Origin of the sequence: Pseudomonas sp. 2725 (assembly GCF_050434585.1) — a bacterium.
Classification (GTDB): Bacteria; Pseudomonadota; Gammaproteobacteria; order Pseudomonadales; family Pseudomonadaceae; genus Aquipseudomonas; species Aquipseudomonas jessenii.
In genome coordinates this window covers 129348-147215 of the sequence record NZ_JBNDIV010000006.1, presented here as the reverse complement: position 1 = coordinate 147215, position 17868 = coordinate 129348, and the positions used below count along the sequence as shown (strand labels likewise).

Below are 17868 nucleotides of genomic sequence, written 5' to 3'. Positions count from 1 at the left end.
CGCACAGTTCTAAAAAGTTGAAGCCCACCGTGATTGCCCGGTTTAGAGCATTCGCCTTCAGGCTTCATCCTTGAGCTTGAGCAGTGGCTCCTGGAACCGCAGCAAACGACCGGCATTGCCCAACACCAGCAAGGTGCTGAGGTTGTGCAGCAACGCCGCAATCATCGCCCCGGCAGCGCCAAGCCAGCCGAACGCGGCGAAGGCCACGATCGCCAGGGTCCAGCCTAGCCCGATGATCACATTCACCTGTAACGTTTGGCGGCACTGACGACTCAGGCGCACGCAAGTACCGAGGCGGCGCAGGTCACTGCCGATCAGCACGATATCCGCCGATGCCAGGGCGATGTCCGCACCGCCCGCGCCCATGGCGACACCCACCACGCCAGCCTTGAGGGCCAGGGAATCGTTGATCCCATCGCCGACCACCATCGGCCGGAAACCGCTGTCGATTTCCTTGAGCACACGCTTCAGTTTGTCTTCGGGCAGGGCCTGCGCTTCGACATCACTGATCCCGACATCCCGGGCGAGCGTTTGTGCGACGCTGTGCCGGTCACCGGTGAGCAACAACTGGCGACCCAACCCGAGGTCGCGCAACTCACCCAAGGCAAATTGCGCCTCGGGTTTGACGCTGTCGGCCAACAACAACCAGGCGAGAAATTCACCGTTGAGCGCCAGCCCGGCAATCGGACCGTCGTGATCGGGAACCTCCGTTGTACTGATGCCCAATTGCGCGAACAGCTCCGGCCGGCCGAGCGCCGCTTCGCCCTGCCCGGTCATCGCCACCACGCCCAGGCCCTGGCGCTCATGGATGTCAGTAAGCAGCAGGAAATGCTCCTGGGTCACCAACCCCGCGAGAGCACGACTGACCGGATGACTGCTGGCCGAGCCAAGGCTGGCGGCGAGCTTCAATACATGACTGCGATCCTCCAGCGGACTGTCGATGGATTGCAGCCGCAAGGTGCCGAAGGTCAGCGTCCCGGTCTTGTCGACCACCAGCGAAGTCAGGTCCGCCAACTCTTCAAGGAACGCAGAACTGCGAATCAGAATCCCGTGGCGTGCCGCTACCGCCACCCCGGCAATCGCCGTGGCCGGCGCCGACAACACCAGCGCACAAGGACAGGCCGCCACCAACACCGCGAGCATCGCTTGAGCGTTGTTGGTGATGAACCAGGTCACCGCCGCCAGCAGCAACACCAGCACCATATAGCTGCCCGCGCAACGCTCCAGCAGACGAGTGATCGGCGGTTTCGAGCGCTCGGCGTTTTGCATCAGGGCGATGACTTTGCCGAGGGTCGATTCCTGGCCGGTGCGGGTCACTTCGATCCGTAGCAGACCGTCGAGGTTGATCGCGCCGCCGAACACCGACATGCCGACGCCCGCCTCCATCGGTACCGATTCGCCGGTAATGGAGGCGGTGTCCAGGCTGGCCTGGCCGGATAACACCCGGCCATCCGCGGGCACCCTGTCCCCGGCGCGTACCTCGACCAAGTCGCCCGCCTTGAGCGTACCGTTGTCGACTTCGATGATGGAGCCGTCCGCCTGAACCTTGCGCGCGTGGCTGCGGGTCAGTTTGCCGAGGGCGTGAATCGCCTCCTGGGAACCGATCACGCTGCGCTCCTCCAGCACGTGCCCGAAGATCATGATGATCGGCAACAGAGCCGCCGTCAGCAGATCCCCGGTGGCCCAGGCACCCAGCATGGCCAGGGCGATCAATTGATCGGTGATGCCGTGCAGGCTTGGATAGCGCAGGCTGTACCAGGCTGAACGCATGACCGGAACGGCGACCAGCAACGAGGCAAAACCCAGTAGCAGTTGACTGACACCAGTCTGCTCCGGCGCCAGCCAACGCCAGATCAAGCCCAGCGCGAGCAGGCCCAACGCGAGCATGGCCAGGGTCAACTGGCGCGCGGCGCGGCGCTGTTCGGCCGATGACAACAGGCTCGGTACGGCGGCGGTTTGAGCGGTCATTGTGCAGCTCCCTGAATGATCAGGCGGGAATCGTCTTTAGGGTCGACCGTCGTGACGGAGCCGGCCTGGCCGAGGATCTTCGGCATCCGCTCGCGATAGATGCGCAGCAGCATTTGCGGGTCAGTCCCCTGCTGCTGTGCCTTGGCCAGGCTCAACACTGTGGCGGTATCTGCCGAGGCTTTGGCCAGTCGCTCGCTCGCCTGGGCATGGGCCACTTGCAGCGTACGGTCGGCTTGCTCGTTGGCGGTCTGCGTCAACTTCTCGGCTTCGGTTTGCGCATTGGCGACGGCCTTATCGGCTTGCTGGCTGGCCGTCAGTACCGCGTTGAAAGCGTTCACCGCAGGGCTGGGCAAACTCGATTGCACATCCACTCGCGCCACTTCGATCCCCAAGCCTTGCCCTGTTGCCGTGAGTTCGGCCAGCCGTTGATTGATGCCCTGCACCAGATCGCCTCGCAAGCGCTCGCGCCGTTCCGCCGCCTGGCTATCAGCGCCGATCAATTCCGGGCGAGCGACCAGGATAGTGTCCAGATCCCGTGCGGCCGTGAGCGCGACCGCACTGCGGGTCACCAGACGATCCAGTGCCGGCAACACGTGTTCGCCTTGAAGCACGAATGCATAGGGCTCGGTGACTTTGTAGAAAACCCGCACATCCAGTTGCACCACACCGGCATCACCCGTTAACAGATAGCCGGAGCCTGCGAGGGCATCGCTGATGGGCGTGGCAAAACTGGCCACGCGATCTGCCTGCATCGCGGCACCACTGCGCAACAAGCCCTCCACTCGGCGCTCGATCACCCGATCCGCCGCCGGCAACAAAATCACCTGCTCGAACGGTTGTGGCCAGGCCAATAACAGCCCGGCATTCTGAATGCGATCCAGCGCGCCGAAATGCAAAACCACTGCGCGATTCTGCGGATCAATCTGCCGCACATTGGAAAACGCCCACGCCAATGCCGCCAACACCGTCACCGCGTAAAGGGCGAGAAACGCCAAGCGCCCGGCCTGAATCCAGGGGCTGCTCAACTCATTTGTTCCACGTGGAACCAAACTCATGGCTGCGATCCGGATTTGTTGTCGAGGCTCGGCGGACCGTCAACCAAGACCCGGAACGGTGCGGCGTCGGTACGCAGAATCAGCTTGGTTCCTGGCGTCACCACCGTCCCCAAGGTGTCGAGCGAGCGCAGCAGGTTGTAGAGCTGCGGCGATTGCGCGTAGGCGCGGCCATAAATCTGCGCCGCTTCGACGCGCGATTGCGCTTCGATATCTGCTGCTTTCACCGTGGCATCGGCCTGCAAAATTCGCGCATCACGCTCGGCGGCGGAACGAATTTGCGCGGCTTCACGCTTGCCGATGGCCGTGCGCTCAGTAGCGATGGTTTCGCGCTCGGCACGCATCCGGTCGACTGTCGCGGTGAGCGTCACCGAAGGCAGCGTCAATCGCTCGATACCGACCTGCAACACGCGCACACCATAAGTGGTGAGCAGCTGCTGATCTATTTGCTTGCGCAGTTGTGTTTCGAAATCGGCGATGCGTACCTGGCTGGCATCTGTATTGACCAGGTTCGCCAGATCAAAACTGCTGGCGGTGGTTTCCAGCGCGGAGCCGACAAAGGTGCGAATCTGCCGCGCGGCTTCATCGGGCTGGTTCTGCACCGCCCGCATGAAACGTTGCACATTGTCCGGATCGCCCTGCACCTGCCACACCACATAGGCCTGAATGATGATGCGCAGACCGTCCCGTGTGCCGACATCCTGCAAACCGCTGGACGTGGTACGCAACCGCAGATCCACAGGGATCGCTGCTTCGAACGGTGCCGGCCAGCGCCAGCCCAGTCCCGGCTCCAGCAAGACCCGTGAGGGGTTGCCGAAGCGCGTGATCACCGTGGCCTCACCCGAGCGCACCTGCACCAGGCTCGCGGCGGCGACCGCAAACGCCACCAGCAATGCCGCCCACCCCATCCGACGCCATGGGAATGGACCGGCCTCCTGCGGATCGCCGTGATGATGATGGCCGTGGTGATGGTGCCCGCCATGGCCGTGATCGTGGCCGGCGTGGTCATCGTGATCGTGAGTATGGGACTGGCTCAATTGGCAGCTCCTGGCTGAGCGGTTTTACGCGACGGCGCAGGGTCAACCGGCAGCGTGAACGTACGGAGGTCGATAGTCGGCGCATTGCTGCTGCCGCCCAGACGATGATCGAGAACCAGCAATCTGGCATTGGCCAAACCCTGGGATAGCTGGCTGAAATACTGTTCCAGCACAAAGGCCTGACCGGCGCTGGCATAGGCTTTCTGTTCGGCGTTGAATTTCAGGTCCGCTGCCTGGGCGCCAGCATTGATTTCGCGGGCGCTGGCCGTCGCCTGATCGCGGGCGATGCTGGCTTGCAACTGCGCCTGATTGGTAGCTTCGGCAGCGGCGCCACGTTCACGGGCGATCAAGGCTTGCGCGCCAATCTGCGCCGCTTGCACGCCGTGATAGGCATTGGCTGCACCGGCCGGAGGGTGAATCGCCTCGACCACCGTGGCGAGAATTTCCACGCCGCTGTCGAGTTTTTGCAGGTCCGCCTGAACCGCGCGGCCGATCTCTTCAGCCAGCCCTACCCTGTCCTCGCCAAGCAATCCGTCGAGGGTGCGCGAGGCGAAGTCGTGAACCAGGATTCGGCTGGCGGTGCTGCGAATCAACATCGGTACATCGGCACTGTTATAGGTCGCAGCCAACGCCGCCTCATCGCTCAAACCAATGCGATAGACGAAGCGCACGTCCATGTTGACGATCTGAAAGCTCTGCTTGTCGGCTCGGCTGCTGGCGATCACCTGGGATTTGTCGTTCACGTGGCTGGCGTCCCACAGACGATTGGCAACTGCCGGGGCCGGGCCTTCAGCGGGGTCTGCCTGATCAGGGGCCGTGGTTTCGCCAACACTGGTGGCCAACTCGTGTACCACGCCATTCTCGACGCTCAACACCCGGCCCAATGGCCAAGGCAACCCCATATGCAAACCTGGGCCAAACACCTCCACTGGCTTACCGAATCGTTCGTAGATGCCACGCTCTTGCAGGGCAATTTCGTGAATGCCGGTCAGCGACCAGCCAACAAGTGCAACCACCGCCAACACCGGCAGGAAGGCCCGACGCATGTAACTGAAGGCCCAGATCTGCCGCAGATCGATGCCGAAGCGGTTATGCAATTCGTGCTGCAACGCCAGCAATGGCTGTGGCGGCCAGCGCAACATGTCAGCGATAAAACTGCGCGCCAGTAGCTCTGGCTCAAGACGTTCACGGCGCGGGCTGAACAATGACAACACCGCGCGCAGCAACAGTTCTGCCGCCACCAGCCCCGGCAGCAGTCCAATCAACACCGCCAGGCGTACGGGCCATACCGAGGTTTCATCGGCAAACAACAGACAAAAAGCACCGAGCGCCAGGCTGATGATCGCCACACGGATCAATTGCGCCAACGTGGCGGCTTCAGGCCATTGCGCGGTGTTTTCCTGCGCCAGATGACGCTCCATCACCAACAGGCCGAACGCCAACAGCAAGAAGCACGCTGCCCCGACATTGGCTGCCAGCCCCAGTGCTGCCGGGGGCAATGTGAGGTTCCAGGCCTGTTCGACGCCCAATACCGCCAACAATGCCCAGCTAACAAGCCACAGCGTTGGCGCGCCGATTTGCCCAAGCAGGTGCTGCGATTGCAGGCTGATCCGGTCCAGCAAACGCTCATACCACCCCGAAGGCGCGACAGATTCGTCGACAGCAATCACCTTCCCCACGGGGTTCATGGCGCGAGCACGCCACTGGGCCACCCACCAGGCCGATTGCAAACCGGCCATCAACACCACAGACGCCGCGCTCAGGTTCAGCAGCAACGCCGGCCACAGTGTTTGCGATGCAAACAGCCCGGCAAAAAACGCCAGCAGCACACCTACCGTCGCGAGCACGCCCGCACCGATGGCGAACTGGCGCAAACGCCGCCCTTGAATGAACGCCTGCTGAAAGCGCGGCAACCCGGCTAACGGCGTTTCATCAACATCGAGATCGACTTGCATACCACCCCAGAGTGTCTTCGCTTGCATGGCAATTCGTTACGATATAACGAAAATGGTGAAATTTTCGTACTCGAGCGCGCTATCTAAAGATGCCCAACCTGTCGCTTGGCTGAAGCCTTGACCGAAATGCGGCAGAACGCACATATTACGTTCGTAATTTTACTCAGGAACTACTTTTACCCATCCCTTCCCCATTCGATCCAGGAGTACATCCATGAGCACTTATGACGTCGTGATACTCGGCGGTGGCCCCGGCGGTTACAACGCGGCGATCCGCGCCGGACAACTGGGTCTGAAAGCTGCCTGCGTGGAAGGACGCGCCACACTTGGCGGCACCTGCCTGAACGTCGGTTGCATGCCATCCAAGGCGTTGCTGCATGCCTCCGAACTGTACGACGCGGCCACGGGCGCGGAATTCGCCAATCTGGGGATCGAAGTCAAACCCGTGCTCAACCTCAACCAGATGATGAAGCAAAAGGATGAAAGCGTTACCGGGCTGACCAAAGGCATCGAGTTTCTTTTCCGTAAGAACAAGGTCGACTGGATCAGAGGATGGGGCCACATCGACGGGCCGGGCAAAGTCACGGTGACCGATAGCGCCGGCGGCAAGACCGAACTAAGTGCCAGGGACATCATCATCGCCACCGGTTCCGAGCCCACTCCCCTGCCCGGCGTGGATATCGATAACAAACGCATCCTCGACTCCACCGGTGCCCTGGCGCTGACCGAGGTGCCCAAGCATCTGGTGGTGATCGGCGCTGGCGTGATCGGCCTGGAGCTGGGTTCGGTCTGGCGACGCCTTGGGGCACAGGTAACGGTGGTCGAGTTTCTCGACCGGATCTGCCCCGGTGTGGACATCGAAGCCGGCAAAACCCTGCAGCGCTCCCTGAGCAAACAAGGCTTGAGTTTCAAATTGAGTTCAAAAGTGACCAGCGCCACCTCCTCCGCCACCGGCGTGCAGCTCAGCATCGAGCCTGCCGCAGGCGGTGCCGCCGAGCTACTGGAAGCGGATTACGTATTGGTGGCCATCGGGCGCCGACCTTATACACAGGGCCTGGGCCTGGAGAACGTCGGCCTCGCCACGGACAAGCACGGCATGCTCGCCAACAAAGGACATCGCACCGAAGCCGCCGGGATCTGGGTGATTGGTGACGTGACCTCCGGCCCCATGCTCGCCCACAAGGCCGAGGACGAAGCCATGGCCTGCGTCGAGCAGATGGTCGGCAAGGCTGGCGAGGTCAATTACAACCTGATCCCCAGTGTGGTCTACACCAAACCGGAGCTGGCCAGCGTCGGCAAAACCGAAGAGCAGCTCAAGGCTGAAGGTCGGGCGTACAAGGTCGGCAAGTTTCCCTTTACCGCCAACAGCCGGGCGAAGATCAACCACGAGACCGAAGGCTTCGCCAAAGTGCTGGCCGATGAACGCACGGACGAAGTCCTCGGCGTGCATCTGGTTGGTCCGAGCGTCAGTGAAATGATTGGCGAGTATTGCGTGGCCATGGAGTTCAGCGCCTCGGCCGAGGACATCGCCCTGACCTGCCATCCACACCCGACTCGCTCCGAGGCCTTGCGCCAGGCGGCGATGAATGTGGAGGGGATGGCGACGCAGATGTAAGACCCAGAGGACTTGGGTGACAGATCGATCGCCTTCGCGAGCAGGCTCGCTCCCACATGGTTTGCGCTGTACCTGTGGGAGCGAGCTTGCTCGCGATGGCAGGCAACTCGGTCTACAGCGGCAAATGCTCCAACGGCAACGCCCCCGGCGCCTTCACCGTGTGAATCGCAAAGTTGCTGCGGATGTCGCTCACACCCGGCAACTTCAGCAAACGCCCGGTGAGAAACCGGTCATAGGCACGCAAGTCCGGCACCACTACCTGCAGCAGAAAATCCGACTCTCCCGACACCAGAAACGCCGAAATCACCTCCGGCAATGCCGTCACCGCCAGGCGGAAGGCTTCTGCTTGCTCATCGTTATGACGCTCGACCTTGACCCCGACAAACACCGTCAGCCCCAACCCCACTTCGTCGCGATCCAGATTGGCCTGGTAGCCGCGAATCACCCCCGCCTCTTCAAGCATCCGAACCCGGCGCAAGCAAGGCGATGCCGACAGGCCGATCTCGTCTGCCAGTTGCACATTGCTCAAGCGGCCATCCCGTTGCAGTGCGGCGAGAATCTTGCGGTCGTAGGCGTCGAGTTTCATGGTTTGGCAGATCCTGATGGTTCAATCTTGATTAAGTGGCAGATTATGCCAATACATGACCCGATAGAAGCTGACAACGCAAGCACCTGCCCCGCCCTTCAGCCCTAGACTGGCACGACCAAATCGACAACGAATGGGGTGCAACATGCAAGGTCTCTGGCTGTTTTTCATGGCACTAGCGGTGGTCTACCTGTTGCCGGGGCCCGACATGATCCTGCTGTTGCAGACCGGTGCCCGCCAAGGCAAAGGCGCTGCGCTGGCCACGGCCGTGGGCCTGGGCATTGCCCGGGGTTGCCATGTGGCATTGGCGGCGCTGGGGCTGGCGGCACTGTTCAAGGCAGCACCCTGGACCTTCGACGTGGTACGCCTGGCCGGTGCCGCGTACCTGCTGTGGATCGGCATTCAGTGCCTGCGAACCACGATGCTGCCGAGCCTCACCAGCGCCGACACAACCGGCGAAAAACCGCGCTGGGGCGCAGCCATCCGACGCGGACTGCTGACCAACCTGCTCAATCCCAAGGCACTGCTGTTCTGCTCGGTGCTGCTACCGCAATTCATCGACCCACAGTCTGGGCCGGTGCTCGGGCAATTTGCGACCTTGGGCGTGGTGCTGGTTAGTGTCGGGTTGCTGTTCGACAGCGCATACGCCCTGGTCGGCGCCGCACTCGGCCGTTGGCTGCAAAGCAGCCCCTCAGCCCAGCGCCTGCAACAATGGTTGTTCGGCAGCCTGTTGATCGGTTTCGCTGTGCGGCTGACCTTTGTGCAACAGGCTTGAACCTCACTGCGCCTTGCGGCGGCGGCGTTTGAACATCAACAGCGCCGCTGCCGCGAACACCACTACGCTACCAACCTGTAAAGGCATCTTGTACGGTCGCAAGGCCGAACGCGCAGCGTCGGTCACTTGGGTCACGTAGCGTTTGTCGGCGTTTTCGAAGTCGGGGTACGGGCACTGGTGGCCGAAATCGGCGGCCCATTCCACGTAAGGCCCTTCTTTGACATAACGCTGATATATCGCACTTTGCTCTTCGAGGCTGCTGTTCCACCCCGACGCCTCGCACAGCACCGCCGCAAACGCCTGACTGGTGTGAGGCAAGTTATCCGCCGCCTTGCTCGCCAGCGCGGTGGCCACGAAGCGATAGTGATAACGCTGATCAGGCTGGGCAGCGCTGGCCTGCTGGCGCTTCACTTCGTCCTCGGCCACCAAAGGACCGACCTTGAGTTCGGTGTTTTCGAGAATGTAGTTACCGCCGAACGTGGCGTAATCCGGCGCCATTTCATAGCCCAGAATGTCCATGCCCCACTCGCGTGCCGTCCAGGCCGCATTGAACAGAGCAGCGGCGCGACGGGTCGGCCACCAGGCTGAATCAGCCGCCAGACGTTGCTCGCTATACAGCTTTGCCTTGTGCCGCAAGCCGTCATTGTCGAAGTACGCCGGCGCCTGCTCGTAATGTCCCTCGCGCAACAGCCGACGGCCCAGCAGATTGCGCAGGCTCGCCGCCACCGGCAAGGGCACGTAGTTGTCGCGGTCCTGTTGGCTGAGCAGCGGCGGGGCCGGCACTTGAGTGTCTACGTAGTGCTTGAGTTCTTCGAGGGTCAACACGCGCTCGGCAACGGTGGCGGCGTCGAACCAGTAGATGCTCTGGCTGCGATACAGCTGATCGAAGGCTTGCAGGTAATCCCCGCGTTGCAGGGCCAGGATCGCACTTTCACCCTCGACCCGGCATTTGGGCTGGAGCGTTTCGTAATCGAAGTCCGGTGTGCGGCGCTCGCCCCAGGATTCATTCTGCGGGAAGGCCTGCGCCGCTTTGGCATAGGCTGCGGCGGCCGCGCTCTTATCGCCCTCGCGCACCGCCAGTTTCGCCCGCAACCACCAGGCCAACCCACCATCGCCAGCCTGTTCGAGGAAAGCCTTGGCGCTGGCGTAATCACCCTGTTGATAATTCATCGCCGCCAGGCGGTCGGCGTTTTCGAGACTGCCACGGGTACTGTTTTGCAGCAGCTTGATCATTTTCTGTTCGTTGGGCGGTTGATCACCGAACGACCACCCCAACCGACTGATCAGCGATGCTGTCACCAATTGCTGCACTGGCTGGCCCTTGAGCAATTCGGCCACTTGATCATCCGGCAGCGTCATCAGGTCCGCCATCAACAGCTTCAACGAGGTGTAGCCCACCGCGGAGCCGTGCAGATTCTGCGTGGCGTACAACTCGATGGCGCGGTTCCAGTCGCCAGCGGTGCGCACCACCCGGGCTTCTTCACCGAGGCTCGCGACACCCAGTTCCAGTGGATCACTGAAGCCGTCGATGCTCAGTTGCCGGGTTTGCTCGAAGGCGTCGCGGGATTGTTCGAGCAGATCCGGAGCCGCATTGGCTTCGGCGCTCATGACGAACAACGCTCGACCCAACGAGTAAGCCGCCCAGGTACTGCGCGAGGCCCGTTGCTCTGCGGGCAGGGCCAGCACTTTCTTGAAATACCCGGCGGCCAAGGCAGGATCACCCGCGGCAAATGCCACAGCGCCGGCCAGGTACAACCTGAGCTCAGGCGGCAGTTGCGCGCCCTCGCTTTCAACCTGGCGGGCATCGGTCAGGCTGCGCAAGTGTTTCACCAGCACCTGTTGCTCGGCGGAAAGTCCCGCCTGCTCGGCTTGATCGCGCAGCGCTACAGCGTCAGGTACATCCGTGTAGTCAACGCCAGCGGTGACGTTCTTCAACCCGTTGATGGCGTGGCCGAGGCGGCTGATTTCGAAGCTGAAGTTGCCTTCCGGCAGTTCCGCCAGCGACTGGCCGCGGTTATCCAGCAGGCGCATGGGGAAGTCCGGGCCGCAGGCCAGTGCCGAACCCAGCGGCAGGCTGAGGCTCAGGCAAAGCAAATGACGCGGCCAGTTACGGGTGAACATTCGAACCTCCTTGATCAATGTGTGCGCAGCGAGCCCAACCAACGGCACGCTGCCCGCCGGCCGGTATTCGGCCATCACGCAGGCGGGTGAAGGTAAGCAGATCCGGACGCTGTTGCAACGCGTAACCGGCCAAGGCATCGGCCCCCTCACAACCGCTGACCGCCAGTGTCAGGCGTTCGGGCCAGGCGCTGTCGAGATTGCCCTGGTTGCTGATGCCGATGTCATAGAGGCCATTGTCGGCCGAGAGTTTCAGTTTCAATTGACTGTCGAGGACATCACCACGCGCCACGGCGAGCAAAGTGGTCAAGCTCCAGGCCCGACGGTCGTTGGCCAATGGCAGGCGAAACCAGATCAGGCCCGCCAGATGTTTCGGTGGATCGGCACGCAACTCGGTGCCGAGGGTGTGCAATGACTGAGGGTCGGCAAGTAATTCCCGACGCAGTCCTTCACGCTCCACCGTCACTTCGCTTTCCACAACGGGCGCGCCACCCGCCGAGGGCAGCAACGCCACGCCATAGGCCGGCAGCGCCAGATAGAACGGTTTCGTCGTGATACGGCTCCAGGCCTTCGCCCATTGCCGAGCCTGATCCGCATCGAACAAGCCACGACGCGGATCGCTCACCGCGTGCACCTGCAACACACTGCTGTCGACTGTGGATAACAGCGCCGGCAGTTCGCGGCTGTCGAGCCAGGATGGCAACGCGGTGATGCTCAGTACCAGCGAAGTCGGCAATGCTCCGCGCAACTGCGCGAGAAATTGGCGGTAGGCCGGTAGTCGGGCATTACCGGCATCGTGGTCGATTTCCACCCCGGCGAGGTTCAGCCCCTGTCCCTGCCAGTCGCCGATCACCTGCCGGATTTGCGCTGTGATCTCATCCTGATCCAGCGCCTTGAGCTGCCCATCCAGGCGAATCACCGCAATCACCGGCCGGCCATCGCGCTTGAGCAGTGCCGGGTCAATCCGGGCCCGACTCCAGCCCGCGTTTGGAAAGGCCTGCAAGGCCAGCACCCGCAACGTCGAAAAGTCGGCGCGGCTATCCCTGAGGGCAGCGTCGTGGGCCGGCGTCCACTGCCGCTGCCAGACGTAAAGCTGTTGATCCAGCGGCGGTGCATCCTGTCTTTCGCAACCGGTGGTGAGCGCCAGCGCCATCAGCAAGACCATCGAGCGAGTGAAAAAAACCATTGAAACGCCTGTTCCTGAAATGCAGAAAGGGCCTCTGCGGCCCTTTTTCGTTCTGCTCACTACCCTACCCAGCCATCGACCGGCGGGCAATGTTCGCCTGAAATGATATTCAGATATCGAGTACCAGCGGTTGCGCGCCCTGCGCCGGAATCGCACAGCAAATCAGCACCTGTCCATCATCCGGCACCTCCGCTGGCGGCAGTGGGTAATGCACCTGACCGCTGATCAAGCGCGTTTTGCAGGTGCCGCAGGAGCCGCCGCGACAACTGAATTCCGGGCGCAGGCCACGGCTTTCCGCCAACTCCAGCAAACTGCCGCCGTCTGGCTGCCAGCGCGCCTCCTTGGCCGAACGCTGGAACACCACGGGCACGGACGTGGTGGCGGCTGGCGGTTGTTCGATGACCACCGCATCGGGGTCCGGTCGCCGGCGCAAGGTGGACGGGCCGAAGGTTTCGGCGTGAATCCGCGAATCGCGAATGTCCAACTCGCGCAAGCCGTCGTACAACGCCTGGGTAAAACTCCCGGGACCGCAGACCACAAAATCCGGCTGATCGTAGTCCTCGACTGTCAGCAGATCCTTGAGCAGCGCGACGTCGATCCGTCCACTGAGGTCGAAGTCCTCTCCTTGTATCGCCTCGGCTTCCGGTTGACTGAGCAAACGCACTACCCGCACCGCGTCACCGGCATCCTCGAGCAAGCGATCCAGTTCGCGGCGAAATGGCTGGTCAGCCAGCGTGCGCGAACTCTGGATGAACCATATCGGCCGGATACGGCGGGTGCGTAACCCTTGGTAAACCACTTCCCGCAGCATCGATAACAGCGGCGTGATGCCGACCCCGGCCGCCAACAACACCAAGGGTCGACGCTCATGGGGCGCCACGGTGAGATGCCCTTGCGGCGCCCGCGCCTCCAGCAGGTCGCCGACACGAATCTGCTCATGCAAATGCGTAGACACCCGTCCGTCACGCTTCACGCTGATGCGGAAAAAATCATCGGACGGTGCGCTCGATAAACTGTACGTGCGGATATGCACATCGCCATCAATGTTGAAGCGCAAAGGCAAATGCTGCCCGGCCTGGAACAGTGGCAACCCCGCTCCGTCGGCGGGCTCCAGGTAAAGCGAGCGAATGCTGTGGCTTTGCGCTTCAATCCGCGTCACCCGCAACGGCCGCCACTGATCGCCCAGGGCCTTGGCCTGCAAACGCGCCTTGGCCTGCTCCCAGGTACCGGTGAGCAAACTGGTGGGTGAAACGCCGTCGAAGCGCCAGCGCAACGACAGGGCAGCCGGACGACGTACCACTTGCTCGACATCGATCGTCCACAGGCGCTCGGCCCCCTGGAACGCCTCGACCTGAGGACCGTCCAGGATGATTTCGGTGCGCCCACTGAGTTGCAGCAAATCACCGGTATTGAAATCGATGAACAACAACCCGGCCCGGGGATTGAGCAGCAGGTTGCCCAAGGTGTTGAAATGCAGGTTGCCGGCGAAATCCGGAATGGTCAGGCGATTGCCTTCCACCTGTACGAAACCGGCCTGACCGCCGCGGTGAGAAACATCCACCGAACGTTCACCGTCGACGTCCACATAACTGGCAACGAAAAAGGTGTCCGCCTCGGCGATCATGGCTTTGCTCGCGTCATCCAGTTCGCCGAAATGCTGGGCGGCACGGGTCGCAGGATAGGTCAGCGGCACCGAGCGAAACTGGCGCAACTGAATGTACTGCGGGCAATTGCCGAAGGACTGGTCCACCGTCACCGCGAAACCATCCATGGTCATGGCACTGACATGCCCATTGATGCGGTTGCGGCGGCGGGTGTGCAACTCGATGCCCAGCAGTCCGATGGCCGAGCCTTCGCTCAACTGCGCGGGATCATCAAAGGCCGGCAGACTGCGAAATTGCAGCAAACCAGGTTCTGGCGAGTGTGCGAAACCGGGCTGGCCTTCAAGGACACTGGCCCAGGGATGACCGTCGGCATCCACCGCTGCGTACAGCATGAACGGCAATTGTTGATAGAAGGTGCGGTGCTGGTCCGGCATCTCGCTGCGAATCACCTTACGACCGAACGCCTCCATTCGTTCGGCAACGCCCACATGCGCCTGCAATTGTTTCTCGCCGGCATGCCAGGGTGAACGGTCCATACGGCTGCTCCCTTGCGCCTGTGGCGCAGAACGGGGCGGCCCGGCAACACCGGGCCACCAGCATCAGGCGGTTTTTTGCAGGCCGGCGACGGTGCGCGGCATGCCGACAAAACCCGGCAAGGCTTCGATGCGGGCCAGCCAGGCACGAATGTTGGTGTACTCGTCCAGCGACACATTGCCCTCAGGCGCATGGGCGATGTAGCTGTAGGCGGCGACGTCGGCAATCGTCGGATCAGTGCCGGCAAGATACGGCGTATCGGCCAATTCGTGATCGATTACCTTGAGTACGGTATGGGCATAGGCAATCACTTCTGCAGCGTTGTAAGGCGCGCCGAACACAGTAATCAATCTTGCCCGGGCAGGGCCGAAGGCAATCGGACCGGCAGCCACCGACAACCAGCGTTGGACCTTGGCGGCCCCTACCGGATCAGCCGGTAGCCAGCGACCGTTGCCGTACTTTTGCGCCAGGTAAACCAGAATCGCGTTGGAATCGGCCAACACCACGCCCTGATCATCAATCACCGGCACCTGACCGAAAGCATTGAGCGCGAGGAACGCCGGTTGCTTGTGTTCGCCTTTGGCGAGGTCAACGAAGATCAATTCGGTCGGCAGTTTCAGCAGGGACAGCATCAATTCGACACGATGAGCGTGGCCGGAACGTGGGAAGTTGTAGAGTTTGATCGCTTGCATGGTCGACACCTCGGGTGAGTGGTGCTGTTCAGGGGAGAGATGGGTCGTATCTTCTACCCTCGACCAAAACAACAGAATCACCAGCAAACGCAATCAATTATTTCACCGGATGAAATAACTCAACGCCTGAGCGCCGGATGCTCGCGCAGCGTGTTCACCGCGAAATCAACAAAACTGCGCACCCGGGCCGGTGCTTTACGTCCGCCCTGATAGACCACATGGATGGGCAACGGCGGCAGTTCGAAGTCCGCCAGAATGATTTCCAGCTCTCCGGCAGCCACCTTGTTCGCGACTTGATAAGACAGCACCCGCGTGAAGCCTAACCCCAAACTGGCCGCCGTGATGGCTGCCTGATTCGCCGTCACCACCAGTCGCGGTTCAGCCCGCACGCTCAAGGTTTCGCCGTCTTCGATGAATGGCCAACTCCGCAACTGGCCTATGGCCGATGTCGCAATGATTGGCGCCTGGGCCAGTTCCCGGGGATGTCGGGGCCGACCATGGCTGGCGAGAAACTGTGGCGAGGCGCAGATCACCCGCCGCACGTCCCCCACGCGGATCGCATGCTGGTTGCTGTCAGGGAGTTCGCCAATGCGGATGGCCACATCGACGCCCTCCTCGACCACGCTCACCACCCGGTCCACCAACAGCGCGTTGATGCAGACCTCGGGGAATTGCGTCAGATAATTCACCATCAACGGCGTGACAAACAGCTCGCCAAACAAGACCGGTGCGGTGATGGTCAGTTGCCCACGGGGATGGATATGGCTGCCCGCTGCCGAGTCCTCGGCTTCCTGCACCTCGGCGAGAATTCTCCGACAATCCTCCAGATATCGCTGACCAGCCTCGCTCAAATAAACGCTGCGCGTCGTACGCGTGAGCAGTTGTGTGCCTATTCGCTTCTCCAGCGCCGCGACCGCTCGGGTGACGCTGGCCGCCGACAGACCCAAACCCCGCGCCGCCGCCGAAAAACCCTGCTCCTTGGCGACAGCAGCGAAGACCTGCATTTCCTGGAAGCGGTCCATGGGACTGTCCTCATTTCAGATAGATAAACCGCAACCGAAGGCCGGAATGTTAAGCGCAAATGTTCAACAACATAGTTGGGCGCCAGACCATCAGGTAAATCAATGGGCTACTGCACTGTAGCGCCTGCACCGTAAAAACCAAGCGTGTCACAAACCTCAAAAAGCGGACCGGGGATTATTGATAATTAATGACGATTATTTTCTTGCGAGGGGTGCGACTGTTGGCAATTATTCTGATCAGCCCGCTGCAACGGCAAATGCCCGGTAGAGAAAAAGGAGCCATTGGCTCAGCTTCCAAACCGCTTCAGTCAAGGGCTCGCAGCGGACTCCATCAACTGCAGCAGGATTCCAGCCTGTATAAACAGGCGGAATATACGACTGCTCCTATACTACAAACCACCTGTTACCTATTGGGTTTTTGGTAGGTACCTCATTGAAGTTTTCTCTACTTAAAGTAAGGCGTTATCGGTTTTTAACGCTTTGACGGCTGCCCGTCGATCCTGCTTTATGGATTCACTTAGTAGGGAAGAGTTGAACTTCAACGGCCTGGCTAACCTGTGTGACACAGCAAGGAGTTCGACAATGTTGCGCACTAACATTTCCGCTAGAGCACTGTCCGGTGGTTTGCTCGATGTACTGATTCGCGCCGGGTTGATTACGGTGCTGGTACTGTTCTGCTTCCAGATCTTCCACCCCTTCCTCAACCTGATGCTCTGGGCAATGATTCTGGCCATCACCCTGTATCCACTGCATGCGCTCATCAAGCGCAAGCTGGTCAACAAGGACGGTCGTGCCGCCACCCTGATCGTGGTGGTCGCCCTGGCTTTGCTGATGGTACCGATCTACCTGCTGGGCACCTCGATCAGTGAATCGGTCCAGGGCACCCTGGCGGTTCTCAAGTCCGATACGTTGCAGATTCCGCTCCCCAGCGAAAAAATCGCTTCCCTGCCGCTCATAGGCGAGCCGCTCTATGGCTACTGGATGCAGGCCGCCACCGACATGAGCAGCGTGCTCATGAAGCTGATGCCTTATATCAAGTCCGTCGGCCTGACCTTGTTGGGCAAAATGGCCGATGTTGGCGTGGGCTTTCTGTTGTTCATCGGCGCCCTGATCATTGCCGGCGTGTTCATGGCCTATGGCGAAAACGGCGAAAGAAGCGCCCTGGCCATCACCTCGCGTCTTTCCGGACCAGAGCGTGGGCCACGCATTACCGTGCTCTGCACTGCAACCATCCGCGCAGTCGCCCAGGGCGTAGTGGGCATCGCGTTCATTCAGATGTTGCTGGTCGGCGTGGGCTTCGTGCTCATGGGTGTCCCCGGTGCCGGGCTACTGGCCATGGTGGCGCTGTTGATGGGGATCATGCAATTGCCGGTACTGCTGGTGACCCTTCCGGTGATCGCTTTTGTCTTCGCCACCGAAGGGACCAGCCTGGCCACCGTCGTGTTTGGCATCTACAGCCTGATTGCCGGGATGGCCGACAACGTCCTCAAACCGTTGATGCTGGGTCGTGGCGTCGATGTTCCGATGCCGGTGATTCTGATTGGCGCCCTGGGCGGCATGGTAAGCGGCGGCTTCATCGGTTTGTTCATCGGGCCGGTGGCGCTGGCGGTGGGCTACCAATTGTTCTGGCAATGGGTCCAGGACCAACCGTCTGCCGAGCTAATGAATGAGACACCCGAGATCGAGGCGTTGAACGATCAGCGTCCTGTCTGAGGAGTTTGCGC

At 61.3% G+C, this 17868-nt stretch carries 13 protein-coding genes; 3 read left to right on the top strand and 10 right to left on the bottom strand.

Annotated elements, in window-relative coordinates:
* Nucleotides 1-57: 57 nt before the first annotated feature.
* Genes ABIE16_RS18400 through hflK (ABIE16_RS18385) form a run of 4 tightly spaced genes read right to left on the bottom strand, consistent with a single transcriptional unit; the run spans nucleotide 58 to nucleotide 6012 of the window.
* Nucleotides 58-1968, bottom strand: coding sequence for a heavy metal translocating P-type ATPase (locus tag ABIE16_RS18400; protein WP_429521697.1), 1911 nt, complete (start codon nucleotides 1966-1968; stop codon nucleotides 58-60).
* Entirely contained in the window at nucleotides 1965-3023 is a 1059-nt protein-coding gene (gene hflK / locus ABIE16_RS18395; protein WP_154860853.1) for a protease modulator HflK, read from the bottom strand. The genes ABIE16_RS18400 and hflK (ABIE16_RS18395) overlap by 4 nt, the downstream gene beginning before the upstream one ends.
* The gene (gene hflC / locus ABIE16_RS18390) at nucleotides 3020-4057 is read right to left on the bottom strand and encodes a protease modulator HflC (protein WP_429521696.1); all 1038 of its coding nucleotides are present in this window, start codon (nucleotides 4055-4057) and stop codon (nucleotides 3020-3022) included. Before hflC ends, hflK (ABIE16_RS18395) begins: the two co-directional genes overlap by 4 nt.
* Nucleotides 4054-6012 (bottom strand): protease modulator HflK, encoded by a 1959-nt coding sequence (gene hflK, locus ABIE16_RS18385; RefSeq protein WP_429521787.1) that lies wholly within the window; start codon nucleotides 6010-6012, stop codon nucleotides 4054-4056. Before hflK (ABIE16_RS18385) ends, hflC begins: the two co-directional genes overlap by 4 nt.
* Nucleotides 6013-6226: 214 nt before the next feature.
* Between hflK (ABIE16_RS18385) and lpdA the strand changes: the two genes are divergently transcribed.
* Nucleotides 6227-7627 (top strand): dihydrolipoyl dehydrogenase, encoded by a 1401-nt coding sequence (gene lpdA, locus ABIE16_RS18380; protein ID WP_429521695.1) that lies wholly within the window; start codon nucleotides 6227-6229, stop codon nucleotides 7625-7627.
* Nucleotides 7628-7739: 112 nt separating this feature from the next.
* Here the strand turns inward: lpdA and ABIE16_RS18375 are convergent, their stop codons facing one another.
* Entirely contained in the window at nucleotides 7740-8213 is a 474-nt protein-coding gene (locus ABIE16_RS18375; RefSeq protein ID WP_007969928.1) for an Lrp/AsnC family transcriptional regulator, read from the bottom strand.
* A 145-nt stretch (nucleotides 8214-8358) separates the two neighbouring features.
* Here ABIE16_RS18375 and ABIE16_RS18370 point away from each other — a divergent pair, with 145 nt between their 5' ends.
* Nucleotides 8359-8988 (top strand): LysE family translocator, encoded by a 630-nt coding sequence (locus ABIE16_RS18370; RefSeq protein WP_090452245.1) that lies wholly within the window; start codon nucleotides 8359-8361, stop codon nucleotides 8986-8988.
* A gap of 3 nt (nucleotides 8989-8991) precedes the next feature.
* On the opposite strand, the gene ABIE16_RS18365 is transcribed toward ABIE16_RS18370, so the two are convergent.
* The 5 genes from ABIE16_RS18365 to ABIE16_RS18345 form a co-directional block, all read right to left on the bottom strand.
* Complete coding sequence (locus tag ABIE16_RS18365) at nucleotides 8992-11109, bottom strand: hypothetical protein (RefSeq protein ID WP_218494585.1); 2118 nt, start codon at nucleotides 11107-11109, stop codon at nucleotides 8992-8994.
* Nucleotides 11096-12292 (bottom strand): DUF3142 domain-containing protein, encoded by a 1197-nt coding sequence (locus ABIE16_RS18360; protein ID WP_218494584.1) that lies wholly within the window; start codon nucleotides 12290-12292, stop codon nucleotides 11096-11098. Before ABIE16_RS18360 ends, ABIE16_RS18365 begins: the two co-directional genes overlap by 14 nt.
* Nucleotides 12293-12401: 109 nt before the next feature.
* Nucleotides 12402-14432, bottom strand: a complete 2031-nt coding sequence (locus ABIE16_RS18355) for a pyridoxamine 5'-phosphate oxidase family protein (RefSeq protein WP_218494583.1) — start codon at nucleotides 14430-14432, stop codon at nucleotides 12402-12404.
* A 63-nt stretch (nucleotides 14433-14495) separates the two neighbouring features.
* A complete protein-coding gene (locus ABIE16_RS18350; protein WP_090452253.1) occupies nucleotides 14496-15122 on the bottom strand; it encodes a glutathione S-transferase family protein in 627 nt (208 codons plus the stop codon).
* 119 nt (nucleotides 15123-15241) lie between these two features.
* Entirely contained in the window at nucleotides 15242-16144 is a 903-nt protein-coding gene (locus ABIE16_RS18345) for a LysR family transcriptional regulator (protein WP_218494582.1), read from the bottom strand.
* 582 nt (nucleotides 16145-16726) lie between these two features.
* Between ABIE16_RS18345 and ABIE16_RS18340 the strand changes: the two genes are divergently transcribed.
* Nucleotides 16727-17857 (top strand): AI-2E family transporter, encoded by a 1131-nt coding sequence (locus tag ABIE16_RS18340; RefSeq protein WP_057712669.1) that lies wholly within the window; start codon nucleotides 16727-16729, stop codon nucleotides 17855-17857.
* The last annotated feature ends 11 nt before the right edge of the window (nucleotides 17858-17868 follow it).